Origin of the sequence: Streptomyces sp. SID3212 (assembly GCF_009865405.1) — a bacterium.
Classification (GTDB): Bacteria; Actinomycetota; Actinomycetes; order Streptomycetales; family Streptomycetaceae; genus Streptomyces.
Genome location: NZ_WWJY01000071.1, coordinates 1 through 14290, shown reverse-complemented (window position 1 = coordinate 14290; position 14290 = coordinate 1). Strand labels below are relative to the sequence as shown.

Below are 14290 nucleotides of genomic sequence, written 5' to 3'. Positions count from 1 at the left end.
GGCGGTCCGCCCGGCTGGGGTGCGCCCGGCGGGGTCCCGGCCCGGCGCCTCCGTACGGCCCGGCGCAGCGCCCCCGGCAGGATCGCCACCATCAGCCCGGACGTCACCATGCCGAGCAGCCCCGCCACCACGGCGAGCTTCGGCCACAGCGACACCTCCGGCAGCACGAACACCGCGATGTCCAGGCCGAAAGCGGCCGCGCTGACCACGGTGAGGGCCGCCGCGACCCGATTGAGCCGGGTGTCGAGGGCCTCGGCCCGCTCCGAGGCGGCGGCCAGCAGGGAACTGCTCACGTAACCCAGCAGCTTGTCGGCGCGCTCCTGGGTGTCGTCGAGACCGATGACCTGCCGGGCGGACAGATAGCTCGCCCGGTGCGCCTGGAGAGACTCGATCCGGTAGCTGTCCAGGTGGTGGAAATCGGCCCACAGCCCGTCGAGGAAGCGCCGGAACGCGTGCACGTCGGTGCTCTCCGGATGCGCGTGCGCGAGGTCCGCGAGCACCCAACGCCCGGCGATCAGCGCCCCCGTCAGCAGGGACTGCTGGGCGACGGCGATGTCGGTCGGCTCGGTCATGGTCAGCAGGTCGGCCAGCGCGGTGTCCGGGTCGCGGTCCCAGGCGTACGTGTACGGCAGGAGGATGCGGCAGTCGGGGCCGGAGCTGACCACGGGCACCCGGGCGTCGGGCTGCCACGGTGGCCGCTCGGTGACGAAGTGCGCGTTGTACCGCGCGGACCTGCGATCGATCGGCGAACGGGTGCCGGCCACCGCGAGATCGGGGCGCAGCGCGATGCCCTGGACCAGGCCGCCGGTGACGGCGGCGGACAGCACGGCGGTGAGGACCGGCGCGTCCGCCTCGCGTAACACCCGGTTGACGGCGGCGTCCAGGGCGTCGAGATCGGGCAGGCTCAGCCGCCGCAGGTCCTGTTCGTGCTCCAGCGCGTAGACGACCAGTACGGTGCCGGCGGTCAGAATGCGGGCGTGGCAGGCGACGATCCGCGCGCCGGGCAGGACGATCGCGGGCGCGACGATCCCGGTCAGGTCCAGCTCGATGGTGCTGTCGGGGTTGTAGGCAAGGGAGTTGAGGCCGCCCGTCACCGGCCGCAATTCGCCGTGGCCGGGCACCACGACGATGCCCGGCGAGGCCGTGGGAGTGCGGTGGTGGAGCGGGTAGGCACGGCTTTGCAGGTGCAGTACGGCACTCATCCGGCGGCTCCGGCGGCCCGTCCGGCGGCCCCGGCGGCGCCGCGTGCCCAGGACACGGCGACGTACTCCGGAATCAGTGCGCTCTCGGGCACCACGACCCCGTCCAGGTAGCGCCGCTGGAGATCCTCGGGACCGAGGTCGTCCAGCGGCGCGCCCAGCAGACCGGCCACCTCGGCGTGGGTCAGGTAGCTCGCGTCCTGCGGGACGGACCGGCTGCGGAACCAGGCACGCTGCCGCTCCAGCACCCGGCTGCCCGAGGCGGTCGCGGGCCAGTAGCTCACGGCGCTGACCGTGCTCGTGCCGAACTCCGCGCCGAGCGCGACCACCGCGCGGGCCTCCCGTGGCGGCAGGTAGAACACGACACCCTCGGCGACGTACGCGATCGGGCGGCCGGCGGCGATCTCCCGCACCCGCGCGGCGACCGACGCGCGTTCGGCCGGGACGGCCAGGTCGGCCCCGAGATGGCGCACATCCCGCTTCGCGGCGGTCCCGGCCGCCATCAGCTCGGCCGCACGCCGCCGCTTGGCCTCGGCCATCTCCGGCAGGTCCACCTCCACCGCGACGGGAAAGCGCAACAACCACGGGTAGGAGGAGAAGCCCGCCCCGCACACCACAAGCACCGTCTCGGGGTCGGCCCGCAGTGCTTCGGCGAGCGTGTCGGCGATGACCCGGCCGCGCAGCGACACGACGAGATCGTCGTACGGATAGACAGCCTCGGCGAACTCCTGCCACAGCGCCCTGACTTCGGGCCGTCCGTCCTCGGGGATCCACGCGCCCGCCAATGTGTCCTCGGCGAGGTCGGGCCGGCGGAGGCGGGACTCGTTGACGAGATAAGCGGTCAGTCCGACTCCACCCTGCATCCTTCGAACCGCCCCATTCCCTGACGCTGCGCCGACGTCCCTGTCCCGCGGTCTCCTTGGTATCACCCGGGAACGGGGTGGGCGCAAGAGGCACCCGGCGCCGAATACACGTCCCCCGTGGGGCTGTTGGCCTCGCGTCGTGAAGCGGGTGAAGCGGCGCGGCCGCCGCGGCGCCCCTCGGACGCCGTCACACCTCCGCCGTCACACCTCGGAGATCCGGCCGCCGTCCAGTTCCCGCGCGTCGAGCGGGAGCCGCAGCGCGTTGCGCCTGCTCGCCGTCTCCAGCTCCCGCTGCAACGGCGGGGGCGGCACCGTCAGCACCGGACACGCCGCGTGGGCGACGCAGTACCGCGCCACCGAGGGGAACAGCGCGCGGTGCAGCAGGCCCCGGTGGCCCGTACCGACCACCAGCAGGTCGTCCTCGCGGGAGGCGATCTGGACGAGTGCCCGGCCGGGAGTGCCACGGCTCACGAGCCCGTCCACCGGCACGTCGGGACCGGCGTTCCCGAAGGCGTTCCGCAGGGCCGTGGCCAGCTCCAGGCCCGCCGCGCGGCGGCAGGCCTCCAGCAGCGGGACCGACGGCAGATAGCCGTGCTGGGTGAATTCGCCGGGCGGCGGGTCCCAGGCGAGGACGGCCCACAGCTGCCCGCCCGTCCGGCGGGCCTCGGCGGCGGCCCGGTGCAGGGCCGCGAGACTGCCCAGCGACCCGTTCACCCCCACCACGACACGCCGGTCGCTCGACGGGGGCCTGCCCGATGGGTGCATGGGACTCACACTCCTCGCCGGCGCCGCGTGCGCCGGGGTACCCCTCCATTGAACAGCCGTGCGGTACGGGTCCGCGAGGCGGCAGGCCTGTTCCTGACGCGTCACTGGCGTGTCCGCCCTTCCGTCGGCCTCACTCACCGCAGCGGGAACGCCACACCCCGTTCGGCCTCGGGGCGGGGACCGAAGATCCGGCGCTCGCCCTCCTCGATGGCCACGTCGTTGATGCTGGCCTCCCGGCGCGTCATGAGGCCGTTCTCGTCGAACTCCCACAGCTCGTTGCCGTAGCTGCGCCACCACTGACCCGCCGCGTCATGGCTCTCGTACTGGAAACGCACGGCGATGTGGTCGCCGTCGAACGCCCACAGCTCCTTGCGCAGCGCGTAGTCCAGCTCCCGCGCCCACTTCGCCGCCAGCAGCTCCACGATGGCGGGCCGTCCGGTGACGAACGTGTCGCGGTTGCGCCACCGCGAATCCTCCGTGTAGGCCAGCGAGACCCGCTCCGGGTCGCGGGTGTTCCACGCGTCCTCGGCGGCCTGGACCTTCTGCCGGGCGGTGTCGTCGGTGAAGGGGGGAAGCGGCGGTCGGGTGGTCATGGTGGCGTCCTCGGGGGAGTGCGACGGGTGGCCGGAGGGGGTGTGCTCAACCCTGGAGAACCAGCGTTCTCCCTTCCCTTGATACCGTAGAGAACGCTGGTTCTCGGGTCAAGGACCGAGTGACAAGGAGTGAGTGATCAGGTGAAGGACACGGCCGCGGCCAGGTCGCGGGCGCTGGACGCCGCCGAGCAGCTGTTCTACGGCCGGGGCATCCAGACCGTCGGCATGGACGACATCCGTGGCGCCTCCGGTGTGTCGCTCAAGCGGCTCTACCAACTCTTCCCCGCCAAGGAGCAGTTGGTCGAGGCCTACCTGGAGCGGCGGGACCTCGTGTGGCGGCGCCGGCTCGCCGACCGGGTGGAGCAGGAGAGCGATCCCCGCGAGCGCGTCCTGGCCGTCTTCGACCATCTCCACGCGTGGTTCGGCGAGCCCGGCTTCCGGGGCTGCGCCTGGATCAACGCGTACGGGGAACTCGGCGCCACCTCCGCGCGCGTGGCCGCCCAGGCCCGTACGCACAAAACGGCCTTCCTGCACTACCTGGAGGGGCTGGCGGCCGACGCGGGACTGCCCGCGGGCACGGCCGGCCACCTGCTGCTCCTCGCCGAGGGCGCCATGGTGACCGCCGGCGTCTTCGGGACGAGCGAACCCGCCCGCCAGGCGCGGGAGGCGGCGGCTCTGCTGATGGCGGCGGCGGACCGCTGAGTGCGGTGGGGCGGCCCGCTCGCCGCCTGAGTACGGTGGACCGGCCCGCTTCCACCACCGACAGGAGCCGCGCCCTCCATGAAGATCATTGCCGCCGACGTCCTCGTCACCAGCCCCGGCCGCAACTTCGTCACCTTGCGCCTCACCACCGAGGACGGCGTCACGGGACTGGGTGACGGCACCCTGAACGGGCGGGAGCTGGCGGTCGAGAGCTACCTGCGCGCCCATGTCGCACCGCTGCTGATCGGCCGGGACGCCGGGCGTGTCGAGGACACCTGGCAGTACCTGTACCGGGGTGCCTACTGGCGCAGGGGCCCCGTCACGATGGCCGCCGTCGCGGCCGTCGACACCGCCCTCTGGGACATCAAGGCGAAGACGGCGGGCATGCCGCTCTACCAACTCCTCGGCGGCGCCTCCCGGTCGGGCGCCCTCGCCTACGGGCACGCCTCGGGCCGGGACGTACCGGAGATCCTCGACTCCGTACGCGCCCACCTGGAGCGGGGCTACCGCGCCGTCCGGATCCAGTCCGGGATCCCGGGACTCGACTCGGTGTACGGCGTGGACGGGGCGGCGGGCGAGGCGCCGGCCGCGGTGGGCGGCCACCCGAGGCCCTTCGAGGAGGTCTGGGACACCCCCGCCTACCTGCGGCACATGCCCGGGGTCTTCGAGGCGGTCCGGGCGGAGTTCGGCCCCGCGCTGCCGCTCCTCCACGACGGGCACCACCGGATGACACCGATCCAGGCCGCCCGGCTGGGCAAGGACCTGGAGCCGTACGACCTGTTCTGGCTGGAGGACGTGACACCGGCCGAGGACCCCACCGCGCTGCGGCTCGTCAGGCAGCACACCACCACCCCGCTGGCCCTCGGCGAGGTCTTCAACTCCCTGCACGATTACGGCCCGTTGCTGAGTGAGCGGCTGATCGACTACGTACGGTCGGCGGTCACGCACGTCGGGGGTGTCACCGCCATGCGCAAGCTGCTCGACCTCGCCGCGGTGTACGGCGTCAAGTCCGGCATCCACGGTCCCGCCGACATCTCTCCCGTCGGGATGGCGGCGGCGATCCATCTGGACCTGGCCGTGCACAACTTCGGCATTCAGGAGTACGCGCCGCACTCCGCGTGGACCCTGGAGGTGTTCCGGCCCTCCTACCGGTTCGCCGGCGGTCTGCTGCACCCGTCCGACGCGCCGGGCCTCGGCGTGGAGTTCGACGAGGAGACCGCCGCCCGCTTCCCGTACGAGCCGGCCTACCTGCCCGTCAACCGGCTGGGCGACGGCACGGTCCACGACTGGTAGCACGCGGTCGGGCTCACGGGCGTGTCCGCGAAGTGGTGCCCGGCTCGCGGCCACGCCCTCAGCCCGCTGCCGGTGTCCGTCCCGACGCCAGGACCGCCCGCAGGCCGGCGTGGTCGAGGGCGGTGCGGTCGGCGTACCGCAGCGCGAAGTCGGCGACCGCCCGGTCGAAGGTGTCGGCGCGGCCGAGGTACGCCGCGATGGCGATCCGGTCGCCCGACCTGGCGTGCGCGCGGGCCAGGGCCGTACCGCAGAGCCGTGCGTGGTCCAGCAGGAGCGCCGGTGTCAGGTCGCCGACCTTGCTCGCGCCCTTCACGTCGCGCAGCTGGCGCCAGTAGAAGTGACGGCCCTCCGGCCCTGTCACCCAGCCGAGGAAGGGGTCGGCCGCCGCCTGGAGCAGCCGCTGCCCCGCGACCACCCGATGCCCCTGGTGTTCGTACGCGCCCCTCGGCAGCGGCGGTTCGAGAGCGGAGCGCCCGGCCTCCTTGATCCGGAGGAACAGCGGATCCGCCGAGTCGCGGCCCTCCAGCAGGACGAGGTGACAGCGGATGCCGACGCCGCCGACCCCCACGACCTGCCGGGCCGCGTCCACAAAACGGAACCGGTCCAGGAGCACCCTGCGGTCCTCGGGGAGAGTGCTGCGGTAGCCGATGAAGATCCGCCGCAGCGCCGCCGCGTCGATGCGGCCCACCGGCTCCAGTACGGGCGGGTCGGGCGTGATCCGGCGCCGGCCGCCCGGCGTGTCGGTCAGCTTCTCCAGGGCGGGCAGGCTCGTCCGGGGCCGGGCGAAGGACGGGTCCGGGGAGGCGGAGGGAACCGAGGAGCGGGAGGGGGCGGCGGGGTCGCTGAGATCCACAGGTCCCCCGGTGTCCGCGTCCCTGGGGCCGCGCTGCCCGGCCCGTACCAGCGCCGGCAGGTCCGTGGTGTCCGGATGCCGGTACCAGACGTCCAGTTCGCCGAGGTCCGCCAGCCGCCGCATCCATGTCCGGTACGCCCCCGCGGCGGCCAGGGCGGCCCCCCGCGCCTCACCGTCCGGCTGTCCGTTCTCGCGGGCCGCGACCGCGATGCTCGCGGCGAGACGTTTCACGTCCCATTCGAAGGGCCCCGGCAGCGTCTCGTCGAAGTTGGTGAGGTCGAAAAGGAGCGCGCGTTCGGGAGAGGCGGAAAAGCCGAAATTCAGCAGGTGGGCGTCCCCGCACAGTTGAACGGTCAGACCCGTGCGGGGACTGTGCGCCAGATCGGCGGCCATCACGGCGGCGGCGCCGCGCAGAAAGGCGAAAGGGGAGGCGGCCATGCGCGCGTAGTGCAGGGGCAGCAACTCGGGGATCCGTCCGCTGTTCCGGCCCGCCAGCACCGCGAGCGGATCGGTCCGGTGGGCCGGCGGGATCCACAGGCCGTGCGAGGAGCGGGACGCGCGGTGGCGCGCGGCGCGGCCGGTCAGTGCCCGGTCGGCGGGAGTGGTCATGGCGGCCCCTCTCGCTCGTGACGGCGCCCTGATCGGTCCTGGTCGTTCCTGCCCGGTCCCGGCAAGGCCGTGTTCGGCACTCCCTACGCGTTTCACGACTCCGTACGAGCATCACGCGACAGCGGGCCCGCAGCCCGGCGTGACGGCCGTTCGGGTGACCGGCCGAGTGACCGACCGGGTGACCGCTCGGCTGTCCGTTCGGGCGGCCGGGAACCCGGATTGTTCGCGGAACGGGCCCTACCGCTCTCCCGTGCGTGGCATGCTCGATAAGCGCTCTTACCGCAGCCGCCGCCGCGCGTCGGTCACGGCAGGTTCCGGGCCCATGGGGGAGGTCGAATTGGATCAGTACGGGGAATCCGGGGGTACACCCCCGGCGGCTCTCACGGGACAGGCGCGGCGCGCCCGGCGCCGCGAGCGCCTGCTGGCCACCGCCCTCGAACTGTTCACCACACGCGGCTTCGCGGCCACGTCCATCGAACGGATCTGCGCCGCCGCGCATGTGTCCATCCGGGCGTTCTACGAGGAGTTCGAGAGCCGCGAGGCCCTGCTGATCGCCCTGCACAACGACATCGCCAGGGCCGGTATGGAAGCCGCCCTGGTGGTCCTCGCGGACCCTGCCGTCGGCTCCGCCTCCACCCGCGCCAGGGTCACGGCCCTGTGCCGCGCCTACATCGCGACCGTCACCGCGGACCCCGCCGCCACCCGCGTCGCGTTTGTCGAGGTCATCGGGGCCGGGCCCGCGGTGGAGGAACACCGGCTGCTCTGGCGCAGCCTGTGGACCGACTTCTTCATGGGCGAGGCGGGCCGCGCCGTCGGCCGCGGCGAGGCCGCGCCCCGCGACTACACCCTCGCGGTGGTCGCGCTCATCGGCGCGATCAACGAACTCGTCGCGCACTGGGCGCGCAACAACGCCTCGCTCTCCCGCGACCGGCTCACCGACGAGATGATCCACCACGTTCTCGCCACGCTCGGCACCCCCGCGTACGAAGGGAAGTGACTCGATGGCCGGACTCTGGCACGAGGTGATGCGCACGATGTCCCAGCCCGGGGCGTCCCCGGACGACGACCTGCTCGCGCGGGCCGCGGCGGACATCGCCCTGCGCGACCACCCCCATCCCCCCGCCGACGCCGAGGTGGTCCTGGAGATCGCCCGTACCGAATTCGCGGCGGTCCTCTCGTACCGGCAGGCGCGGGCCGCCCTCGACAGCGCGCGCCGGCCTCCGGAGAGCGACACCGCCCCCTGACCAGGGCCCTCCCGGAGGTGTCCACCCGGTCGCGCGGCGCACGCGTGCGGCCACGGGGGCTAGCCTGGGCGGACCATGAACCGTTTGACGACTCTCTGGGGCGAGTTCGGCCTCACCCGATTTCCCGAACATCCCCGCGAGACGCTGCGCGCGTGGGACAGCGCCGACGAGTATCTGCTGCGGCACCTCGCTGGAACGGAAGGTCCACAGGCCGGGCCGGACACCGCGCCGGTCCCGGACCCGGATCCGGTCCCGGACGCCGCCCCCGGGGACGGCGCGCCGTCCGGGCCGGACGCCCTCCCGGAGCCCGGCACCGGCCCCGGTGCCACGGACCTCTCCGGCACCGTGGTGGTCGTGGGGGACCGCTGGGGCGCCCTGACCACCGCCCTCGCCGCCCGCCGGCGGGGGAGCGCCACCACGGGACCCCTCGTACAGATCACCGACTCGTACCTGACCCAGCAGGCGACGCTGGCCAATCTGCGCCGCGACGGCGCGGCGGCGGACGAGGTACGGCTCCTCTCCGCCCGGGACACCCCGCCGGAGCGCGTCGACGTCCTGCTGATCCGGGTGCCCAGGAGCCTCGCGCAGCTGGAGGACCAGCTGCACCGGCTCGCGCCCGCCGTCCACCCGGACACCGTGGTCGTCGGTACGGGACGGGTCACCGAGATCCACACCTCGACGCTCAAGCTGTTCGACCAGATCCTCGGCCCGACCACCACCTCGCTGGCGGTCAGGAAGGCCCGGCTGATCTACACCTCGCCCTCGCCGGGCCGGGTACGGACGCCGTCGCCCTGGCCGCACAGCTACGCCCTGCCCGACGGGCTCGGAACCGTGTCCGGCCGTACGGTCGTCAATCACGCGGGCATCTTCTGCGCGGAGCGCCTCGACGTCGGCACCCGCTTCCTGCTGCACCATCTGCCGCGCCGCGAGGGCGCCGACCACGTGGTCGACCTCGGCTGCGGCAACGGCGTGGTCGGTACGGCGATGGCCCTGGCCAATCCCGAGGCGCGGGTCACCTTCATCGACGAGTCGTACTCCGCCGTGGCGTCGGCGGAGGCGACCTTCCGCAAGAACGTCGACGCCGGAACCGAGGCCGCGTTCCTCCTCGGTGACGTCCTGTCGGACGTCCCGGCCGAGTCGGTCGACCTGGTGCTGAACAATCCGCCGTTCCACACCCATCAGTCGACGACCGACGCGACGGCCTGGCGCATGTTCGGCGGATCGCGCGCCGCGCTGCGCCCCGGCGGCGAACTGTGGGTCATCGGCAACCGCCACCTCGGCTACCACACCAAGCTCAAGCGGCTCTTCGGCAACTGCGAGGTCGTGACGAGCGACCCGAAGTTCGTGATCCTGCGGTCCGTCAAGAACTGACCGGCGGGCGCCGGGTGGCCGCGATGCCGCCCTGATCCGGTCAGCCGGTCCCGGTGGTGAGCGGGCCGCCGTCGGCGAACGCCAGCCGCGCGAAGTTCTCCGCGATGCGGCGGTGTCCCGCCGGGTCGGGGTGGACCCCGTCGGGCAGCGGGAACTCGGCGTGGTCCTTCTCGCCGTACAGCTCACGGCCGTCGAGGTAGTGCAGGTTCGGGTCGTCGGCCGCCCGCCGCGCGACGATCCGGGCGAGTTCGTCGCGGATGACGTTGAGCGTCAGGCGCCCGGCGGCGCGTTCGGCCGGGTCGCCGGTGGCCTTGAACCGCAGGGTGCCGCCGTCGACGTCGGGGGCGAGGGGGCCGGGGGTGTCCTCCTGGACCGGGCACAGGAGGGCGGACACGACCAGCAGCGGGGTGGCCGGGTGCCCCTCGCGGACGGTGTCGAGGAAGCCGTCGACCGCCGGGCCGAAGGCACGCAGGCGCATCACGTCGGCGTTGACGATGTTGATGCCGATCTTGAGGCTGATCAGGTCGGCGGGGGTGTCCCGTATCGCCCGGGCGGTGAAGGGGTCGAGCAGCGCGCTGCCGCCGAACCCCAGGTTGACCAGCTCCACCCCGCCGGCGGCCGCGGCCAGGGCCGGCCAGGTGCCGGTGGGGTGGGCGGCGTTCGAGCCGTGGCTGATGGAACTGCCGTGATGCAGCCACACGCTCCGCCCGCCGTCGGGCGCCGGCTCGACCGGGGCGTCGGTGCGCAGGGCGATCAACTCGGTCGTCTCCGTGTGCGGAAGCCAGATCTCGACGTCCTTGTCGCGCGCGGGCAGACCGGTGAACCGGGCGGTGCCGGAAGGCCCCTCGGTCAGTTCGGCGGACTGGGTCATCATGTCGACAATCGTGCGGACGTTCCCGCCGGGCACGGTCGCCTGGGCGGCGAGGCGGCCGTCGACCAGCAGGTCGTACACGCCGTCCGCGGGGGGCGGGAACCCCCGGTACGCCCGCTTGGTGGGCAGGGTGTCCAGTTCGACGGTGGTGGCCCGGGTGCGGAAGACCAGGCGCACACCGGAGGGTTGGGCCTCGGCCATGGCCAGTTGGTCGTCGGGTATCTGCCGGCGGGCCTGGGCGGGCAGCCGGTGCGGGAGCAGGCCGTACGGGGTCCGCTCCAGGTCGAGGAAGCCGCGCAGGAGGTCGGCGGTGACGGGGGTGGTGACCCAGTGGTGGTCGGTGGTGTGGTTCTCGTGGTCGGTGCTCATCGGTCCAGCCTGTTGATCAAGAGGTGTGGGATGCCCGGGCACGGAGCAGCGCGTCGAGGGAGTCCAGGGTCCAGGCCCAGGACTCCTGCGGGTCGACGGCGGTGTGGCTGAAGCCGCCCGCCATCTCCAGGCTGACGTAGCCGTGGAAGACGCTGCCCAGCATCCGGACCGCGTGGGTCTGGTCGGGCTCCCCCAGGTCGTAGCCGCGCAGGATCGCGCGGGTCATCTGCGCGTGCCGCACCCCGGCACTGGCCGCCGCCGTCTCGGGGTCGAGCCGGAGGCGGGCGGCGTCGTACCGGCCGGGGTGCTCGCGGGCGTAGTCGCGGTACGCGTCGGCGAAGGCGGCCAGGGCGTCCTTGCCCGCCCGTCCGGCGACCGCGGCGGAGACCCGGTCGGCCAGTTCCTCCAGCGCGAACAGCGCGATCCTCGTTCTGAGGTCCTGCGAGTTCCTCAGGTGCGAGTACAGACTCGCGACCTTGACGTCGAAGCGCCGCGCGAGCGCCGAGACGGTCACGTCGTCAAAGCCGACCTCGTCGGCCAGTTCCGCCCCCGCCCGCGTCAGACGCTCCGGGGTCAGCCCCGCGCGAACCATAACCTTCCTCCCTTTCGACGATAGCCATCATGCATTTGCCTAACAGTTTTAGGCAAATCGGCCCGTCGTCATGCCGGAAGGCGAGCGGTCGGCCCTCAGAGGGTGGCGAGGGAGACCTCGGTCGACTTGATGAGCGCCACGACGTAGGTGCCGACCACCAGGCCGAGATCCGTGACGGCGTCCGTCGTGACGGCGGACGTGAGGAGGCCACCCTCGACCGCCACCTTGACCCCCGACATGGCGCCGCCCGACGTGATCTCGGTGATGGTGCCGGGGAGGTGGTTCCGGATGCTCAGCCCCTCGACCGAGCCGGTCGCCAGCGCGACCTCGGTGGACTTCGCCAGGGCGCGTACGGGGGTGCCCGGCGCGAGGCCCAGTTCCGCCACCGCCTCCTGGGTGACGGCGGCGGTGATCTCCTGACCGCCCGCCAGCCGCACCTTGACGGCGGCCATGACCTCTCCGGGCGAGATGGCCGTGACGGTTCCGGAAAGCTGGTTCCGGATGCTCAAGCTCATGGGATGCGCCTCGCAGAAGGGGGTGAAATGCGGGTTTTGTCCATCAAATGTCACCGCACTCTAGTCACACGCGGCGTCGGCACGGCGACACCGGGTGGCCTGTGCCTTCCTCCGGCAGAACTCGCATCTGCCAGAGAGATCCCACCAAAGAATTGTGAATGCCAGGGAAATCGGCCTATCTTGTCGCACATGCAGTCCTACACAATCGGTCAGGCGGCGCGCCTCCTCGGGGTGAGTCCCGACACCGCGCGCCGCTGGGCCGACGCCGGCCGGGTCGCCACCCATCGTGACGAGGGCGGCCGGAGGCTCATCGACGGCGCCGATCTCGCGGCGTTCTCCGTCGAGGTCGCGCAGGGCGGTGCCGGCGAGGACGACGTGTCGTACACCTCGGCCCGCAACGCGTTCCCGGGGATCGTCACCGCCATCAAACTCGGCGATGTCGCGGCCCAGGTGGAGATCCAGGCCGGCCCGCACCGGCTGGTCTCCCTGCTGACCCGGGAGGGTGTCGAGGAGCTGGGACTGGAGGTCGGCATGCAGGCCACCGCCCGCGTGAAGTCCACCAGCGTGCACATCGACCGCGCCTGACCGTTCGGCCTCGCGATCCGCAGCCCTGCCTGATCTTCCTGCTCTTCCTTTTCCTGCTTTTCCCGCTCTTCCTGATTCCTCCCGCACCAGGTCCGTTCCGCGCCACGTCCGTCGCGCGCCAGGTCCGTTCCGTCCCTGTGGACCGCAGGGACGCACCGCCAAGGAGCCCTCGCCCTCATGACCTTCACCTTCAGCCGTCGCCGCGCCGCCGCCGCGCTCGTGACCGCCGCCTTCCTCGTACCCCTGACCGCATGCGGCGGTGACGACGACGGCGACAAGAAGCCAGAAGCCGCCGCGACCACGTCCGGGGCGGCCTCCGACGCGCCCGCCTCGGCGGACCTGACCGTGCTGGCCGCGTCGTCGCTCACCGACGTGTTCAAGACGGCCGGTGCCGCGTACGAGTCGTCGCACCCCGGTACGAAGGTGACGTTCTCCTTCGCCGGTTCGCAGGAACTCGCCGCCCAGGTCAAGCAGGGCGCCCCCGCCGACGCGCTGGTCACCGCCGACACCAAGACCATCGACGGGCTCAAGTCCGACACCGGCACCCCCACGATCATCGCCAAGAACCGGCTGGTGATCGCCACGGGTGAGGGCAACCCGGACAAGGTCGAGAACCTCAAGGACCTCGCCGACCCCAAGCTCAAGGTCGTGCTGGCCGCGCCCGAGGTGCCGGTCGGCCGCTACAGCGAACAGGTGCTCGACGCCCAGAAGATCGACGTCAAGCCCGTCTCCCAGGAGCCGAACGTCCGCGCCGTGCTGAGCAAGGTCGAGCTGGGCGAGGCCGACGCGGGCATCGTTTACAAGACCGACGCCGAGACCGCGCCCGACAAGGTCGACGCCATCGAGATCCCGGACGCGCAGAACGCGATCGCGCAGTACCCGGCGGCCACGCTCAAGACGTCCAAGCACGCCGAGGCCGCCGCCGCGTTCGTGGCGTGGCTCAGCGGTCCCGAGGCCCAGAAGATCCTCCAGGACGCCGGGTTCCAGAAGCCGTGACCTCTCCCGACGAGGGGCGGACCGCCTCCGGGAACGCCCGGTGAACCGGGCGTTCCCGGGCGGACGCCTCCGCCCCCGCGGCGCTCCCCTCACCCTGCTCCTGCCCGCGCTGGTCGCGATCGCCTTCCTGCTGCTGCCCCTGGTCGGGATCCTCGCCCGTACGGAGTGGAGCAGGCTCGGCACGCACCTGACCGAACCCGACACGGTCGAGGCGCTGAAGCTCTCGCTGATCGTGTCCTTCTGGTCCCTGGGGCTGTCCCTGCTCTTCGGGGTTCCGCTGGCCTGGCTTCTGGCCCGGGTGCGATTTCCCGGCAAGACCCTGGTGCGCTCCCTGGTCCTGCTGCCCATGGTGCTGCCGCCCACCGTGGGCGGGGTGGCGCTGCTGCTCGGCTTCGGCCGGCGGGGGCTGCTCGGGCCCTGGCTGGAGGACAGCTTCGGCATCACGCTGCCGTTCCACACCTCGGGCGCGGTCCTCGCCGCGACGTTCGTGGCGATGCCCTTCCTGATCATCAGCCTCGAAGGCGCTCTCGCCGGTCTGCGGCCCGCCTACGAGGAGACCGCCGCGTCCCTGGGCGCCTCGCCGGTACGGGTGTTCCTCACCGTCACTCTCCCCATGGTCGCGCCCGGGCTGGCCGCGGGCGCGGCGCTGACCTGGGCGCGGGCGCTCGGCGAGTTCGGCGCGACGATCACCTTCGCCGGGAACCTGCCCGGCACCACCCAGACCCTCCCGCTCCGGGTCTACCTGTTGCTCCAGGACGACCCCGAGGCGGCGACCTCCGTCTCCCTGCTGCTGCTCGCCATCGCCATGGCGGTCCTGATCGCCCTGCGTGGCCGCTGGACGGGCGGCGGCACCCGCGAGCGCGCCACCCA

General features: G+C 72.6%; 16 protein-coding genes. 8 read left to right on the top strand and 8 right to left on the bottom strand.

Features of this window, described 5'->3' with window-relative positions:
• From GT042_RS02555 to GT042_RS02540, 4 genes are all read right to left on the bottom strand, one after another.
• Positions 1-1202, bottom strand: a 1202-nt coding sequence (locus GT042_RS02555) for a hypothetical protein (protein ID WP_161307068.1), incomplete at its 3' end; no start/stop codon positions are given.
• Complete coding sequence (locus GT042_RS02550; protein WP_161307067.1) at positions 1199-2062, bottom strand: class I SAM-dependent methyltransferase; 864 nt, start codon at positions 2060-2062, stop codon at positions 1199-1201. The genes GT042_RS02550 and GT042_RS02555, both read right to left, overlap by 4 nt.
• A gap of 201 nt (positions 2063-2263) precedes the next feature.
• Positions 2264-2827 carry a universal stress protein gene (locus GT042_RS02545; protein ID WP_161307066.1) on the bottom strand — a complete coding sequence of 188 codons (564 nt, stop codon included), beginning with the start codon at positions 2825-2827 and terminating at the stop codon, positions 2264-2266.
• Between the two features lie 134 nt (positions 2828-2961).
• A complete protein-coding gene (locus GT042_RS02540) occupies positions 2962-3420 on the bottom strand; it encodes a nuclear transport factor 2 family protein (RefSeq protein ID WP_161307065.1) in 459 nt (152 codons plus the stop codon).
• A 141-nt stretch (positions 3421-3561) separates the two neighbouring features.
• Here GT042_RS02540 and GT042_RS02535 point away from each other — a divergent pair, with 141 nt between their 5' ends.
• Together GT042_RS02535 and manD are read left to right on the top strand one after the other, a co-directional pair.
• Complete coding sequence (locus GT042_RS02535) at positions 3562-4122, top strand: TetR/AcrR family transcriptional regulator (protein WP_161307064.1); 561 nt, start codon at positions 3562-3564, stop codon at positions 4120-4122.
• 78 nt (positions 4123-4200) lie between these two features.
• Positions 4201-5415 carry a D-mannonate dehydratase ManD gene (gene manD, locus GT042_RS02530; RefSeq protein ID WP_161307063.1) on the top strand — a complete coding sequence of 405 codons (1215 nt, stop codon included), beginning with the start codon at positions 4201-4203 and terminating at the stop codon, positions 5413-5415.
• Between the two features lie 58 nt (positions 5416-5473).
• Here the strand turns inward: manD and GT042_RS02525 are convergent, their stop codons facing one another.
• A complete protein-coding gene (locus GT042_RS02525; RefSeq protein ID WP_161307062.1) occupies positions 5474-6877 on the bottom strand; it encodes a DUF2252 domain-containing protein in 1404 nt (467 codons plus the stop codon).
• 322 nt (positions 6878-7199) lie between these two features.
• On the opposite strand from GT042_RS02525, the gene GT042_RS02520 reads away from it, so the two are divergent.
• The 3 genes from GT042_RS02520 to GT042_RS02510 all read left to right on the top strand — a co-directional run bounded on the left by GT042_RS02520 (position 7200) and on the right by GT042_RS02510 (position 9492).
• Entirely contained in the window at positions 7200-7874 is a 675-nt protein-coding gene (locus tag GT042_RS02520) for a TetR/AcrR family transcriptional regulator (RefSeq protein WP_161307061.1), read from the top strand.
• A gap of 4 nt (positions 7875-7878) precedes the next feature.
• Positions 7879-8121, top strand: coding sequence for a hypothetical protein (locus GT042_RS02515; RefSeq protein WP_161307060.1), 243 nt, complete (start codon positions 7879-7881; stop codon positions 8119-8121).
• Positions 8122-8196: 75 nt separating this feature from the next.
• Positions 8197-9492, top strand: a complete 1296-nt coding sequence (locus GT042_RS02510) for a methyltransferase (protein ID WP_161307059.1) — start codon at positions 8197-8199, stop codon at positions 9490-9492.
• A gap of 40 nt (positions 9493-9532) precedes the next feature.
• Here the strand turns inward: GT042_RS02510 and GT042_RS02505 are convergent, their stop codons facing one another.
• From GT042_RS02505 to GT042_RS02495, 3 genes are all read right to left on the bottom strand, one after another.
• Positions 9533-10732: a GDSL-type esterase/lipase family protein gene (locus tag GT042_RS02505; protein WP_161307058.1), complete on the bottom strand. Its 1200-nt coding sequence runs from the start codon at positions 10730-10732 to the stop codon at positions 9533-9535.
• A 16-nt stretch (positions 10733-10748) separates the two neighbouring features.
• On the bottom strand, positions 10749-11324 hold the full coding sequence (locus GT042_RS02500; protein WP_161307057.1) for a TetR/AcrR family transcriptional regulator: 576 nt from the start codon (positions 11322-11324) through the stop codon (positions 10749-10751).
• 95 nt (positions 11325-11419) lie between these two features.
• Entirely contained in the window at positions 11420-11839 is a 420-nt protein-coding gene (locus GT042_RS02495) for a TOBE domain-containing protein (protein WP_161307056.1), read from the bottom strand.
• 189 nt (positions 11840-12028) lie between these two features.
• Between GT042_RS02495 and GT042_RS02490 the strand changes: the two genes are divergently transcribed.
• The 3 genes from GT042_RS02490 to GT042_RS02480 form a co-directional block, all read left to right on the top strand.
• Entirely contained in the window at positions 12029-12424 is a 396-nt protein-coding gene (locus tag GT042_RS02490; protein WP_161307055.1) for a helix-turn-helix transcriptional regulator, read from the top strand.
• 177 nt (positions 12425-12601) lie between these two features.
• Complete coding sequence (modA, locus tag GT042_RS02485; protein ID WP_161307054.1) at positions 12602-13420, top strand: molybdate ABC transporter substrate-binding protein; 819 nt, start codon at positions 12602-12604, stop codon at positions 13418-13420.
• A 40-nt stretch (positions 13421-13460) separates the two neighbouring features.
• Positions 13461-14290, top strand: an 830-nt coding sequence (locus tag GT042_RS02480) for an ABC transporter permease (protein ID WP_161307053.1), incomplete at its 3' end; no start/stop codon positions are given.